We start from the raw sequence: 14,621 nt of genomic DNA on the forward strand, positions 1-14,621 counted from the left end.
ACCTCGTCGGCAACCTACGCACGGTTCCGATTGAATGCAAGGCCTCTACGGCACCACCCCTACGGGACAAGCCGCACACGGTAATAGCGCGACGGGAAGTTCGTCGCCGCACCGACGTCTGTGTAATTAGTTGATGTGGTGGTGGCATTCGTGACAATGAAGATGTTCGCGAAATTGTTTGTGGCGTAGCTGCCGTTGCCGGTCCCGGCAGTCGCTTGCAACGCGTTTGTCTGGCCGATACCGGTCGTCCAACTGATCAGGATATTATTGTTCGACCTGACGATGCTGGTGATTTGGAATGGAGGAGCACTGACTCCACCGGTAATGGTCACGTCGTCGATGTACCAGCCCTCAAAGCCGTTGTTGATGTTGTCAACCGTGTCGAAGTTGAATTCCACGAGAACGGTCTTTCCCGTGTGGACCGAAATGTCAGTGGACCACGTGGTGAAGCTGGGCGAATCGGACAAGGTGCCCAGCGTGATCCAGGTTGAGCCGGCGTTGGTGGAAATCAACACGGTCGCCACGTCGAAGCCGGGGAATTGCTCGGTCTGGAGAAAGTACTTGAACGAAAGCGTGACCGGGCCGGTGGCGCCCACCAGCGAGATCGGGGGAGAAACGAGGTTGCCGGCATTGCGCGCGCCAGTGTCATAGGTCCCTGTCGCTTCCAGGCCGTAGTACTGCGAGTGTGACGGCGACGACGACCGCCGGGTGGTCATGTGCCAGAGATTGGAAGTGGCGTCGGGGTCGGCAGTGTAAGTAAACCCCTGGTTGCCACTTTCAAAATTGGCAAGAAACATCGTAGCGATGTTCGCCTGGACAGTCAGACTCACCGGGCGCAACTGGGTGGCGCCGGTGACGAAATTGCTGAAGGTCACCGTGTCGCCGTAGGAGCCGGCAGCCAGTGAATTCGCCGTGGCGTTGATGCAGACGCTGACGTTGGTCGCCTGTCCCCCCACCAATGCGCCGCTGGACGGCGTCAAGGTCAGCCAGGGTTGCGCCTTTGTGGCGCTCCAAATGAACGACGCCGTTCCCTGATTGGTGAGCGTATAGGTCGCGCACGACGGACTGAACGCGCCGCCCACCAGCCCTGTAGAACTGAATCCCGTGGTCGGCGTGACAATCAAAGCCGGATTGAGATTATAGCCGATGACATCCAGCACCTGAACGTCCACCGCCGTCAGGTCGTTCTGCACGCCGGAGCTGCTGAAGGCGTTGCAGGCATCATTCGCCCCGCTGGCCCAGTCCGCCAGGTCGCCACCATTTCCTGGCACGTTGTAGGCTTTCAAGCTCGTGACGCCGCCGTTGATGGAGAAGTAAACACCCGTGTCAGTTTGGTTGATGCTCCTCACGGTCGACGCCTTGTAGCGAAACAGATCGTAGGGAATGTAGTTTGGAACCCCGGTTAGATTTTGGCCAAGTATTGCAATACGTCCCATGATTTCGGTGATCTCATGGAAAGCGACGCCGATGAAATCAAACTTGCCCGCCACCGCGCGGTTAAGCGGATCGTAGGTGTAGGAAAACCCGGCGCCAAAGGTAAACGTGCCGTCTTGTGTGGCGTCGCTGGGGATGATCCCGAGCGCCTTGGCCTGGGCACGGGCAACTAAGAAATTGGCTGACGTGCCACCTGTTGGATCGGAGACCCCCAAGCTTGCGACCGCCGTTGCATCATTGAGGTCGCCCGGGGTCGCGTCATTGATGAGAGCAGTTCGTATTGAAGTATAGGTCAGCGTGCCGAGGAGGCTGGTGCTGCTTTCACCCAGGGTTCCCGTCCCCGGAACGGCCGCAAGGGTGATATTGACCTGGATGGGGTCATTATAGAGCGCCGCGATTTGCGCCGCCGCATAGTCAAAGGCAGCACTCGCGGCTGCGACATCGGCTGGTGATAGATTGGCTGCCAGGGAGGGGTCGTTGGTGCGGACGATAGTGAGGGCGTGAGCCGGCAAAGCACCGGCCAGGAGCAGGCTGAAGCAGACGAAATTGCGAAAGTTTTTTTCCATGCTTCAGTTCTTTCGCTCGTCTACCGGTCTGATCACATTCTTAACAGTTACTACCGCCGGGGAAATGGATTTGACGTCCGCACGGCCTGCCAGGGCTTCCACCTGCGTGAGCGGAATCATGGCGCGAATGATATGACTCGGATCAGGACTGCTGGCCACCTTCCCTCCGATGAGCGCGATCTGATTCAGTAAACCTTCGGAAACCGTGGCATTCAGGTCAACGAGCACGCGGTCGCCATCTCTCATCGGGATGTTGGGTTGGAGCGATGTCGGCTTGTCGAACGGAGGCTCTCCTCGACTCTGCTTCAGAGCCAACACGATTTGAGGGTCCAGTTTCTTCAGGGTGGATGTCGGCAAAGACTCCGTCGCGCCAGCAGCGCTGTTTGAGGCAGTCTGAGCATCGGCCGCTCCGTCGTCGATCAGCAGCCCCACGATCGTGCAAACCCCCACCAACGCGGCCATCCACATCGAGCGCCAAAGGCGGCCTGCGGGTGAAACATACAGCGGCGCGGTCCGTTGGTGCTTTTTCGGGTGACGTGTTGTTTGACGAGTTTGCATGGTTTCCATTCCTTCCTTCTCTTATTGCCGGCAGCATACGATCGGAGCGCCTGTGCAATGGACCTCCTGCGGCAGTGCAGCAAGCGGTTGTTCGCCTTGGAGGGGTGATTCGTGGATGCAAGATATCCGGGTTGCGCCGGGTCTCTCTGGTCGCGGCAATAAGCGTACAGCCGCGGAAAATGGATTAAGAACTAGCGCTACGTGTGATTGACACGTACGGCGGCGGAACCTCTGTGAGCATCGACAGTCCAATGCGGCCCTCGGTCTTCGAAAGAAACCGTCAAACACCAGACTCTTCGCTTCTCCGAGAGAGGAGTGAAACAGAGCAGAGACCGCAAGTCAATAATATAGCTTTCCGGTCCTCATGCCGTCGTCGTTCCAGAGAAAGCGCTTTTGCCGGGACAAATGCCTTACGGCACGAGGCGGACGCGGTAGAAGCGGTTGGTGAGGCTGGCGGCACCGGGGTCATTCGTCGAAACGATCGCGCCGGTACCGGGGATGTTCGTGGCGACGCCGCTCCAGTTTGACGTCGTCAGGTCGTCATTGTACTGCGCGTCGTAGGTCTTGTTTGAGCAGGTCGTGAAACTGATGACGATGTCCGGGCCATTCGCGACGATCGAGGTGATACGCAGGGCGCTGCTGGAATTTGTCGGGTCGGTGCCGGCTGCGAACTCCTGCAAGTTGCTGAACCCGTCGCCATCGGGGTCGGCGTTAGGGTCGATGCCGATCTGGCCGAAGTATTGCACTTCCCAATCATCATTAATGCCGTTGCCATCGGCATCCACGGGCACCAGCACCGAAGCAGTAGTGAATGTCTGGCCATCCGCGACGCCGTCGTTTGGCGTGAGCAGGACGCGATAATAATTGCCCGCGATTGTCGCGGACGCGGGCAATGGATTAACGGTGAACGCGATGTTGCTGAAATTGCTGCTGTCGACGGACTGCTGCCATTGGTAGGCCACGGTGATGGGGTCGCCATCGGCATCGTTGCTCGAGGTGACGCTGGCAACGAGATCGTTGGTTGTCGTCGGCAACGCCGGAGTGGTCGACGCGGCGGAGATCACCGGCAACGCGTCGAAGTTCGCGGTGCACGTCGTATTTGAGATGAGGGTGACCACGCAAGCGCCTGTTCCGGCGCAGCCACCGCCGCTCCAACCACGGAAGGCGGAATTCGTGTCAGGGACGGCACTAAGTGTCACGACGGAGTTATTGGCAAAGCTGGCGGTGCAGGTGGCCCCGCAACTGATGCCGGCGGGTGAACTGGTCACCGTGCCCGTACCGGCGCCAATCTTCGCGACCGAGAGATTGAAATTCACCGGCGGCGGCGACACAATCGTCAGAATCCCCGATGCACTCGCCAGCGATTGGCCGTCGGGATTCGTGACCGTGACGGTGAACACACCTGCAACGGCATTGCTGGCGACGGTGAGGTTCAGCGTTATATTGGTTGGATTCGAATACGTGATGCTGTTGATGGTTACGCTGCCACCGTTGACGGTCGCGGAAAGATGGTTCGCGAAGCCTGCACCGGGATCAAAGAAGCCGGAGCCGTTCGTCGAGGTTCCCTTGACGACGACGTTGACATTGGCCACGCCCTGGGTGATCGACGAGGGGCTACAACTCACCGGTGTTGCGGGTGGCGGTGCGAAAAGTTTCACGACGCGCACGCCGTACGAGTTGGCGGAGTCGCAGAACTCCTGGATGGTCCACAGGGTCATGTCGTCATTCGGGTCGAGGCTGGTGAACGAGTAGTCGCCCCAACGCCGCCCGCTCGTGCTCCCCAGATCGTTCGTTGGATTGTAGGCTGTGGCGCTGGCGGTGTAGTTGGTGACCGCCTGGACCGTTCCCAATGGATCTCCAACGAGGCGGCCTGCCGTGGCAGCATCGGCATGGAATGGAGTTCCGGCGGTGCTGAAGCCCAGCGCCGCGTGGCCTTGTCCCGATACCGTCACCGAGGGAATCCAGAACTGACGCGCGGCCGAGAGGCTGCTTGCGGTATCGAAGATCGTGCCGGACTGGACGACGACAGGTGTCCCGCCGTTGTCGATGCTGCGGATCCCATTCAACTCGTACCAGCGGACAGCGTCGCGCCGCTGCGGGCTGGTGGTGGACGCCGCCCCCGTCGAACTGACCGCGATGTTGTGCGCCGTCCACAGTCTGCCGTTGCGAATATGCGCGGCGAACAAGCGATCGTCGAGCGAGTCGAGCCGGCCGTTGTTGCCACCCGTGTTCCCGAGGTGCTGGACAGGGATGGGGGTAGAGGTCGAGCTGACGGTCAGGAGAATGTTTGCCGAAATTGTTGGTGTGCCACCCGGTGTGCTCACGCGTCGCAGGTCCAGCCTGCCGAAGAGCGTGGCGCTGACGCCGATAAAATACCCCTCGTTTGCTGTCGGGTCATAGTTATCCACGCCGCGCGGTGAGTACGGTCCATCCGAACTGCCGTTTGGGACAATCCCGCGAAAGGCGGTGACAACCAGCGGCCCGCCGTTCAACACCGAGCTTTTGCGGATGACAAAGGCCGAACAACCTGTAAACGCCTGCGAGGATGCACCGAACATGTTTCCGCCGACATACAACGCGTTGGCATCGACACCCAAAGATGGATAGTCGAGGAATTCACCGCTGTTGCCGCCGCCGACCGTGTTCTGTTGGACGAGATAGAAGGTCCAGACCGTGCCACCAGAAAGTGCGTTCGAACTGGCCGCATCGGAAACGGCCAGAAGCCACCGATTTGGAGTGTCACCAATGCTGTTGGTTGTACTGCTCGGGACATCGATGATGGAGAGGAACCAACGCCCCGACAACCGGTCGTAGCGAACCTGTGGATCACTCGTGAAATTCAAACCCGCCGGCGGCACGGGGGTCACTACGGAGGAAAAGAAAACATCCGGGTCCACATTTAGCACGCCATCGGCGACACCAGTAGCTTTGTTGAAGGACCGAATCCGGCCATTGACGAATACCACAAACTGCGACGGGCCAACCGTGCCCATCGAGTCGGGCGGGAACGCTGCTGTATCGGCCAGCGTGGCACCCGTGAAGTTGACGCCAAGGCTTTGCGGGGCGAGTGGGGCGACCAGGGTCGAGACGTTGTCGGCTATATTTCGGGATGGGACCCAGCGCGCGACGGCGGGGGAATTCGGGTCCTGCCGGAGCCGATCGCGCTCGGGCATTTCCTTTTCCGTCTTCAACCGGAACTTCTTCGGCTTGCCCCTGGACAATTGGTCTTCGCGCTGTTGCCGCGTCGTGATGTCGGCCATGGTCTCGCGCGAGCCTTTCTCGCCCGTCTGCGGCACCCCGACGGTTTCATGGTCCGGGGAAACCTGCTGCGCCCGAGTTGGGAGTGAGAGGGCGAATAAAAACGCGAAGAAGACCGCGAACCTGAGTTGCGCCAACCCCGGATTCCCTTGCTGCCCAGCGCGATACGTTGGCGTATTGAATTTCAACGGAAGGGATATGATACACCATAGTGACCCTTTTCGCAATAAAAAACCGGGCATTCCTCGCGGAACACCCGGTTTCGGAAGCACTTGGAACGCTATTTGGCCATGTAGCGGATGAGGTCCACGCAGCGATTGGAGTAACCCCACTCGTTGTCGTACCAGCTCACGAGCTTGAAGAACCGACTGTTCAATTCGATGCCGCTGCCCGCGTCGAAAATACTCGAGTGATCGTCGTGGATGAAATCCGTCGAGACGACTTCGTCGGCGGTATAACCGAGAATACCCTTCAAATACGTCTCGCTGGCCTTCTTCATCAACTCGCAGATTTCCTTGTAGCTGGTCTCTTTCACCGTCTTGACGGTGAGATCCACCACGCTGACGGTGGGAGTCGGCACGCGGAACGACATGCCGGTAAGTTTCCCCTTCACCTCGGGAATCACTAGGCCCACGGCCTTCGCGGCGCCCGTCGTAGAGGGAATGATATTCTGGGCTGCGGTGCGGCCACCTTTCCAATCTTTCTTTGAGGGACCGTCCACGGTCTTCTGGGCCGCGGTGTAACTGTGGATGGTGGTCATCAGCCCTTCCTCGACGCCGAGACCCTCCTTCAGCAACACGTGGACAACCGGAGCGAGGCAGTTGGTCGTGCAGCTCGCGTTGGAAACGATGTGGTGCTTGGAGGGGTCATACTTCGTGTGGTTCACGCCGAGGACGATCGTGATGTCCTCGCCCTTGGCTGGGGCGGTGATGAGCACCTTCTTCGCGCCGGCGGTCAAATGGCCCTTGGCTTTTTCCGCGTCCGTAAACAGGCCAGTGGATTCCACCACGAGATCGACACCGAGGGCCTTCCACGGCAACGCTGCGGGGCCTTCCCTCACGGCGAGGCATTTGATCTTGAGGCCGTTGACAACGAGTACGTCATCCTCGGCGACCGACGGGCTGGATTTCTCGCTGGAGACCGTGCCCTTGAAGCGGCCCTGCGTCGAGTCGTACTTCACGAGATACGCCAGGTTGTCGGCGGGAACGATATCGTTGACCGCCACGACCTCGATCTCCTTGCCCAACAAACCCTGGTCGCAAATTGCGCGAAACACCAGGCGCCCGATGCGCCCGAATCCATTGATGCCTACTTTAATAGCCATGTATAATTTTCCTTATGATAAAACAACGGGGCAAAACTTCCAGAGAGGGCGGGAACTCCCGCCACTCGCAACGCCACAAGTATCGTAAGTCATCCCCCCAGACCCGTCAAACGGAAAACAGGGAGCGACCTGCTTGCCCAATGCGACAGCCGATGGTAGGCTGGCGGGACGACTTCAGGAAGGGACCTATCATGAAATGTTTTCGCCAGGGAACCGCAATTGCCATCGCGAGTCTTTTCGCGATCGGCTCCACCGTCGTGGGCGCCACCGCGGGAGAATTGAAGACCGCGGAGGAGATCATGGGATTTTCGTCTGCGAAGACGGCCACCTACAAGACGTGGTCGGCGGATTACACGCAGCGGATGAGGATGCTTGGCTCTTCCATGGCGGTCGATGGCCGGCTCCTGCTGAAGCTGCCGGGAAGAATGTGGATGCAAATGGATATGCCGATGGCGGGCCAAAAGGGGAAGATGACCATGATCCTGGGCGAAGACGGTATCATGTGGCAGATCAGTGAGATGGGTTCCCAGCCCCAGGTTATGAGGGTAGACGTGGGTAGAGTCTATAGTAACGCCACGAGCGCTACGGGCGGGAAGTACAATCCGCTTGATCAGATGGATCCGAGCAAGCACTGGGAAGTGACCCGGGAAATTTACGACTATAAGAAGGTTGACGGCGGGGAAGTTGATGGCCAGCCTGTGTACGTGATGGAGGGCCTGTTGAAACCGGGCGCGGTCACCAACCAGCAATTTGCTATGGAAGCCGGCCGGGTGGGCAAGATGCGTGTCAGCATCGGCAAGGATGATGGTTTTGTCCGTCGCTTCGAGCAATACGACAAGTCACTGACGAACGTCATCATGGCGATGGAGTTCAAGAATCTGAAATTCAATCCGGATATACCCGATTCGACATTTGTCTACCGGCCGCCCACCAACGCAGTAACCACGGATCTAACCCAGTCGATCCTGGCGCAGATGCGCCAGCAGGGGATCAGTGCCCCGGGGGCGCCTGGGTCGGCGCCGCGACCACCACCGCCTGTTCCCAAACCGAATTGAATCAAGGGGTTATTTCGCGCTCGATCACTTCCAAGAGCGCGTGCAGGACCAAGGTGTGGGCTTCCTGGATTCGTCCACTGTCGGAGTTGGCGACGATGATCTCGAAATCGGCTTTGCCCCGGGCCTGGCCACCACCTTTGCCCAGGAGAGCCACGGATTTTACGCCCTTGCCCCTGGCGGTCGCGAGTGCGCGGAGAATGTTTGGCGAATTCCCGCTTGACGAGAAACAAACCAGCAGGTCATTTTTGTTGGCCAGTCCCTCCACCTGCCGGGAAAAAACCTGGTCGAAACCGTAGTCATTGCCGATGCAGGTGAGCAGCGTGCCGTCGGCGACCAGGCTGATGGCGGGAAGCGCGGGCCGATGATTCCTAAAATGACCGACCAATTCCTCGGCGAGATGCATGGCATCAGCAGCGCTGCCTCCATTGCCGCAGGTAAGGATTTTTCCGCCGGATTTGAGCGTGGCGACGGCCGCGACGGCAATCTTCTGAAACGCGTCCTCTTGTGCGGCCAGTTCTTGCAGCGTGCGGCAGGCATTCTCAACCAGCTTTGGCAAAACGGGTTCCATGCGCGTATATTAACGGTGGTCACGGCTGGCGCAAAAGCAAAAAAGGCTGGCCTTGAGGCCGCTGATAGCTGCCCCCGCCACCATGGGCTCTTGCCAAAAGATTCTGCTTGTATTTTTCATGGGTGTTGGGTTTCATACCACCTGTAGATGCGGCGGGGCGCAGAGGGTACTATGTATTGACGTATTCGCTAACGGACGAATACCTGTAATCGAATTGTGATCTGTTATGGAGAGAATTCAGCCACATCAATTTACGCGTCAGGAGATCGACGGCTGGCCCATTCCAAAATCCGGACTGAGCGCGCGCGTCGTACACTGCCTTGAACAGACGGGCGTAAAGACCGTCGGCCAGCTTCGTGGATGGAGTGACCAGCAGCTTCTCAACCTGACGAACTTCGGCACCACATCGCTCGAAAACGTCCGCTGGTTTTTCAATTGGACCCGGCGCCTCGAGGGAGGCCACGCCGAGTTGGCCAACGCCCGCGTCTGGCTGCGGGAGTTCCTCAACACCCAGGAGATCTTCGTGATCGAACAGCGCTACGGTTTGGCCGACCCGCTGTTCCGACCACACATGAAGCGGCGCACGCTGCAGGAGATCGCGCGGATGCGCATCCGCGTGACGCGCGAGCGCGTGCGGCAAATTGAGGAATCAGCCATCGCGGCACTGCGTTCGAATCTGGCCCGCGCCGTAGCCGAGAGCCAGGAGATTTACTGGGCTGACAGCATCCTTTCCGGCAGTTGTGTCGTGACGGCGGCCGAGTTGGGGAAATGGGCGGATGATCCGATGCTGGGCGGATACCAACCCTGGGGCGTTCTGTTGTTGATGAGTGAGACGCTGGAGCGGATCACGTTCCGGTATGACTATTTTTCCATTTTGCCGGGACACGTGCTCAACCACGTCGAGAAGCAGATTTTGCAGATTCTGGACGCGGCCCGTGAGCCCATTCCGTTCGAGAAAATCCTCGCGAGTGTTTCGGACGAACTCAGTTTTCTCAATGGCCAGCGCCCGCGGCTGGTGACCGTGCTCCTGGATCACCATCCGGAGATCAGCGGCACGGTGGATCGCCGCTATTTTCTCCCGCTGGTGGGGGCGCCGCTGGTCATCGCCGATATCCTCCGGGACCGGCAGGAACCTGTCCACTTTCACGAGTTGACGCGCCTGTACAACGAACGCATGCAGCCGCACAGTCGCAAGGGCACGGGCTACATCCTGCGTATCCTGAACCTCATGCCTGAGGCCCAGCGCGTCTCGCGCGCCGTGTACCAATTGAAGGATTAAACACCATCCGCAAACTCGATTGATTCCTCGGCGAGTCGTTTTCTATCCTAGACCAGCCAGACCCATGACGTCTACATCGTGGTTTCTGTTGCGTGAACTGTCCAGTGTATTGAGTTGACCCAATTATGAGTCGCCTATGCGCGTCCTGATGCCTCCTGCTGCTGTCAGAAGTTTAATGATTTCATCGTGATGCCTAGAATAGGCGGCATCTAGGGCCGTCTCCCCAAACTTATTTTTTTGATTTACGTTCGCGCCGCGTGCCAGAAGAAACCGAACCGCTTCCAATTGGCCTCCGAGACAAGCGCATTGTAGGGGCGGGAGTTTACCCCCGGGCCAGTGGTTAACGCTAGCACCTAAAAGCAACAAAACCTTCATACGGGAGATGTTTCCATCGGAAGCTGCGTCACATAAGGCTCGGTCGCGGCGGATTCCGAGTTCTGACTTATCGAGTACGGCCAATGTGAGCAAGACCAGCACCAGCCAGCAGACGATCTGTCCTGCTAGGCGGAGTTTCGCAGTGAGATGTCTAGGGTTCATATCTTCTCATTCGCGATGTTCCGTCTTCATAAAAGTTATACAATTTATGAACTGTTAGCATGTATGTGCCAGCCCCTATACCCTGACCATCATAATCGGTTATTCCGCAATGACCGCTGTCGCCGGATTCTGGATGGGCGATTATATACCCCGGTTGCGGGTTGGCATTAGAAGGTAATAGTGTCCAGTTATCAATTGTAGTTTGAACGCCCAGTTCACTCTGATCGGTGTCCTGAGTTCCGGCCCATTGATTCGCAAGAGGTGGATACTCGAACGAGAAGCCGTTAATCTTCGGCACGACGGCTCCAGCAGCAACAGCCATGTGCGCCACGAAAATGTTACACTTCAGGGTATTCGTGCCAAATTCAGGGAATCCGTAGGCGGCCGGCACTATCTCTGGATAGGAATACTGGAAGCTGCTAAGAAATGCTTTCGCCTTGTTGCGTATATCGATTTGCATCTGGGTGTCAGCGACACCTACGGCATCGGGAGCGCCTTTCTTGCCATTACCGTATTGTCCGCCCGGCTTCTTGCGTTCGTCGCGCTGTCTAGTGTAAATAAAATCTGTCTGCTTTCCATTAGAAGAGTACGCAGCCTTAACACTGAAGATCCCACCGGACGCTGTTGTGTACTCGAACTTGTACTCATGCCCTTGCGAGCCGAAGTCAGTCCAGCTTGTCCAGGTGCCATCTGACTTCAGTTGCTGATAATACCATGAGAGATCATTGCTCAATGAGCTCCCATCCTTGAGCTGAATCTCCAAGGTGTCCCCTGTTTTGACAATCAACCCGTCCGTCGGAGCACCGCTTGTTCCTTGCTTTTTGATAGTAACGTCAGGCTTAGCATTCCCGAAGCCGGAGAAGAAGACTTCGTGGCTGACATCTTCTGCTGCCATTTCCGGAATCGCTGGGAATACAAAATCACTGGCCTTAATTGTAAACGGCGTGTTCGTGTGAATCTTGATGAGAAAAGCAATGCCGTTGGTTTGTCCGCTACTGCCGATGTACCAGAAGCCCGGCGAGCCGCGAAACGTGATGGTCGATGGGTCGAACACGATCCCGTCGTACGATCCCGAAGAGTACTGAAACCCGGTGAAATGAAACACCACCAGTTGTTCTTCGTCATCAGGTGCGTGCTTGATGACGGTGAATTGGCTATCCCACGATTCCCAGTTGACGCCGGGCCCCCACCAAGGACCGGACCAAGAATAATAATCGCCTTCAAATGCCCAGCGGGGATAAAATGAAAAATCGAGGCAGATGTCCCCCGCGTGTGAAGAACCGCACGTCAAGCTAAAGGCCGGGTCCCCATCATCGGTAAAGCCTCCATTTGCGTTGTCCACAACATCGTGAAGATGATACCTGTTACCATGCGTTGGGTCCCAGACGCATGTTGTCGTTGATACATACCACCCGCCCGGGAAGGTGCCCGTGCCGTCTTCTTGAATGTGAAACGACAACAGTTCGTATCCGTACACAATCTGGCGCATGATAGCCGAGCTGCCATCCGTGCCGGTAGCGTCAACCTCCACAACGTTGGCATTAATGCTATTGAGGGGCACGGTATTGCTAAAGGTGATGCCGCCCGGGCCGGTGGAAGTCAGTGCGGGGACGCCGTTGATCGTGATCGTGTGATCGAAGTTCGTGCTCGCCTGCCCAACCACCAGCACGTTAGTGGCGTTGGCGTCCGTGTCCGCCGCCGGGCTGGTGATCTGAAGGAACACATGCGCATTCTGAATGACCAGGAAACTGTTCGTCGACGGAGCGGAGGCCGAGTTCGCCGCAGAGACGACCACGACGTTGCTGCCGTCCACGACTGGCACGTCGGCCCACCAGTTCGTGCCGTTGACGGCGGCGCTGATGCTCGCATTGGTGATCGTGGGATCCACGGCATCCAACAGATCAATTTGCACCGTTGCGTTGCCATCGTCAATCGTCCCCGACACGGCTATCGTCGTCGCGTTGGATCCCACAGTGACTGCATTGGTGACGTCCAAGGTAAAGTTAGGCACGTTCGTTGCCAAAGTCGGATCGTAGATGAACGAGACAGCGTTGGTCGCGGTCCAGCCGGCGCGGTCGGTTGCTGTGGCCACGAAAATGTTCGTGCCCGGTGCAAGGTCTTCTGGGCCAGCCCACCAGTTGCCATTGGTGTCATGATTGTTGACAAACTCGCCGTTGACCGTGACCTGCAACCAGCGACCGGCGTCCAACTGCGGCGCGTTGGTCGGGCTCGTGTCGGCCGCGAACCCTTCGATGTTGACGCGGTGCCGCGAGACGATCGTGCCATTGGTCGGAGATGTTATCGAAATCGATGGCGGCATCGTATCCAGTTCGGCCGTCGCCGAAAAGACCGGACTTGTTGTGCCATTTGTCTTGAACAATTGCAGGTACAACGTATGCATGCCGTTCTGCGTGTTTTGCAAGGTGTAATCGAACACCGGGGAAAACAGGTTGGTCACGCTACTGGTAAAGTCAGAATCCTCCGAGATTATCGTGTAATCGGCGATGATTCCGGTAGCCAGCTCGATTTCCACCTGGGTGTTGCTAACGACCGTGTTACCGCCATTGATCGTGAAGCTGAGCAGCAGTGCGTCCGCAGGAAGAATCGGATCGGTTCCGTTCAGATACTCGCCGAGATTCGACCAGAAATCGTTGTCGAGGTCTTCATGGGCCAGGTTGGGATCGAGGGGATCCAGCCCGTAATCCACAGCCCACCCGTAAGGAACCCCATTGTTCAACTGGTCCGGGCTGGCACGAACGACTCGGTAGAACTCTTGCACTTGGCCGACGGCGTTGGTGTCCGTCCAGGTCGTCGCGCCGTTGTCGCCCCACATCCAGGCTACGTCTGTCCAGGAGGAGGTCGGCGTGAGGCTGCTCTCCGCTTGCACGACATACAAATGGTCAGAACAACTGGGCCATGTCAGGGCACAGCCGTTGGTTTCCATCTCAATGTCCGTGATCCCGAAAGCGCTCATTTCGTCCGTGATCGTGCAGGAAATGTTGTCCATCCCCATCATCCCGCTACCCGCCAGCGCCGTGAATTCGCCATCCCCATCGTCCCCGCTTGCGGTCGTTCCGGCCGCCGCTTCGAGGTTGCTTTGATAGGCGGAGTAGTCATTAGCATCCGCCAATCGCGCCTTAAGCGTGATGGTGAGCGGCGGAAGATCGCCTTCGATTCCCCACGCGTCCGGATTGTTGGTGAATTGCTGCCACTGTCGCCAGACCCAGGCGTTTTCGCCTAATTGCATGCCAGACTGGTAGCCGCTTGGGGCGTCAATGCTCGCGATCACATTCGTCGAACACCCCGACCCCAGCAGTGTTTCTCCGGTGAGAACATTCTTGGTTAAAACCACGGATGTAACCGTTACCCCATGCACCTGCAGCGTTGCGCAGGAATTGGTAGACGTTGACAGCAAGTCCGCGCAAGCAACTTGTGAGCAATCGATCCACCACGGCTCGCCGTTGTCTGTGGAATACGCCCGCCACTGCCACGGCATCCACGGCAGATACAAGCTATGATTCGCGCTGAAGGCCATGTCGGCCAACTGCGCCAGATTGGTGATCGTCGTATCCTGCGCCGTCGCGACAGCCGAAATCTCTAAAGGCACTGCTGCCGCAATAGCGCAAACAATTGTGCCCCATCTCGTCCTCATGAATCTCGCATTCATGCTTTGGCCTCACCAAGAAATCCTACGGCGTGGACAGTGCGGCCAGCAGCGGAAGAACGCAAGAACAAACGAAATGAAATACAGGGTTTATGCCTGTGGTGTGCATCGCAATTTCTTGGTTTCGTAACCGGTTGGTGCAGGCTATTCCCAAACAGTACAAGATCATCGGCGAGGCAATTCGCGGGTACCGAAAGAAGGCCGGCCTTACCCAGGAACGACTCTCCGAACTGGCCGACCTTCATCCGAACCACCTTGGAGAAATCGAGCGGGGCGAGACGTTTGTTTCCCTGCTTGCATTGATCAGGCTCGCCAAAGTTCTCAAAGTCCGCGTGCGCGATCTTGTGGCAAATATCTAGTCCGTTCGGCGAAATCCCA

At 57.7% G+C, this 14,621-nt stretch carries 9 protein-coding genes; 3 read left to right on the forward strand and 6 right to left on the reverse strand.

The features are described 5' to 3' along the window. Positions 1 to 59: 59 nt before the first annotated feature. The 4 genes from VNL17_08070 to gap all read right to left on the reverse strand — a co-directional run bounded on the left by VNL17_08070 (position 60) and on the right by gap (position 7,140). Positions 60 to 2,000, reverse strand: coding sequence for an NF038122 family metalloprotease (locus tag VNL17_08070; protein HXI84029.1), 1,941 nt, complete (start codon positions 1,998 to 2,000; stop codon positions 60 to 62). A 3-nt stretch (positions 2,001 to 2,003) separates the two neighbouring features. Beyond that, complete coding sequence (locus VNL17_08075) at positions 2,004 to 2,567, reverse strand: hypothetical protein (protein ID HXI84030.1); 564 nt, start codon at positions 2,565 to 2,567, stop codon at positions 2,004 to 2,006. A 401-nt stretch (positions 2,568 to 2,968) separates the two neighbouring features. After that, the gene (locus tag VNL17_08080; protein HXI84031.1) at positions 2,969 to 5,953 is read right to left on the reverse strand and encodes a hypothetical protein; all 2,985 of its coding nucleotides are present in this window, start codon (positions 5,951 to 5,953) and stop codon (positions 2,969 to 2,971) included. 143 nt (positions 5,954 to 6,096) lie between these two features. Further along, positions 6,097 to 7,140, reverse strand: a complete 1,044-nt coding sequence (gene gap, locus VNL17_08085; protein HXI84032.1) for a type I glyceraldehyde-3-phosphate dehydrogenase — start codon at positions 7,138 to 7,140, stop codon at positions 6,097 to 6,099. 191 nt (positions 7,141 to 7,331) lie between these two features. Here gap and VNL17_08090 point away from each other — a divergent pair, with 191 nt between their 5' ends. Continuing rightward, positions 7,332 to 8,195, forward strand: coding sequence for a hypothetical protein (locus VNL17_08090; GenBank protein ID HXI84033.1), 864 nt, complete (start codon positions 7,332 to 7,334; stop codon positions 8,193 to 8,195). Between the two features lies 1 nt (position 8,196). On the opposite strand, the gene VNL17_08095 is transcribed toward VNL17_08090, so the two are convergent. Then, complete coding sequence (locus VNL17_08095) at positions 8,197 to 8,763, reverse strand: SIS domain-containing protein (protein ID HXI84034.1); 567 nt, start codon at positions 8,761 to 8,763, stop codon at positions 8,197 to 8,199. 226 nt (positions 8,764 to 8,989) lie between these two features. On the opposite strand from VNL17_08095, the gene VNL17_08100 reads away from it, so the two are divergent. Beyond that, complete coding sequence (locus tag VNL17_08100; GenBank protein ID HXI84035.1) at positions 8,990 to 10,042, forward strand: DNA-directed RNA polymerase subunit alpha C-terminal domain-containing protein; 1,053 nt, start codon at positions 8,990 to 8,992, stop codon at positions 10,040 to 10,042. 526 nt (positions 10,043 to 10,568) lie between these two features. Here VNL17_08100 and VNL17_08105 read toward each other — a convergent pair. Further along, on the reverse strand, positions 10,569 to 14,231 hold the full coding sequence (locus VNL17_08105; GenBank protein ID HXI84036.1) for a hypothetical protein: 3,663 nt from the start codon (positions 14,229 to 14,231) through the stop codon (positions 10,569 to 10,571). Positions 14,232 to 14,380: 149 nt separating this feature from the next. On the opposite strand from VNL17_08105, the gene VNL17_08110 reads away from it, so the two are divergent. Beyond that, on the forward strand, positions 14,381 to 14,602 hold the full coding sequence (locus tag VNL17_08110; protein HXI84037.1) for a helix-turn-helix transcriptional regulator: 222 nt from the start codon (positions 14,381 to 14,383) through the stop codon (positions 14,600 to 14,602). The last annotated feature ends 19 nt before the right edge of the window (positions 14,603 to 14,621 follow it).

This window comes from Verrucomicrobiia bacterium (assembly GCA_035577545.1).
Lineage (GTDB): Bacteria > Verrucomicrobiota > Verrucomicrobiia > Palsa-1439 > Palsa-1439 > Palsa-1439.

Bases quoted from the DNA above. Each gene is read 5' to 3' on its own strand.
- VNL17_08105 (HXI84036.1), bottom strand. From the start codon at position 14,231: ATGAGGACGAGATGGGGCACAATTGTTTGCGCTATTGCGGCAGCAGTG.
- VNL17_08100 (HXI84035.1), top strand. From the start codon at position 8,990: ATGGAGAGAATTCAGCCACATCAATTTACGCGTCAGGAGATCGACGGC.
- VNL17_08070 (HXI84029.1), bottom strand. From the start codon at position 2,000: ATGGAAAAAAACTTTCGCAATTTCGTCTGCTTCAGCCTGCTCCTGGCC.
- VNL17_08090 (HXI84033.1), top strand. From the start codon at position 7,332: ATGAAATGTTTTCGCCAGGGAACCGCAATTGCCATCGCGAGTCTTTTC.
- VNL17_08075 (HXI84030.1), bottom strand. From the start codon at position 2,567: ATGGAAACCATGCAAACTCGTCAAACAACACGTCACCCGAAAAAGCAC.
- gap (HXI84032.1), bottom strand. From the start codon at position 7,140: ATGGCTATTAAAGTAGGCATCAATGGATTCGGGCGCATCGGGCGCCTG.
- VNL17_08095 (HXI84034.1), bottom strand. From the start codon at position 8,763: ATGGAACCCGTTTTGCCAAAGCTGGTTGAGAATGCCTGCCGCACGCTG.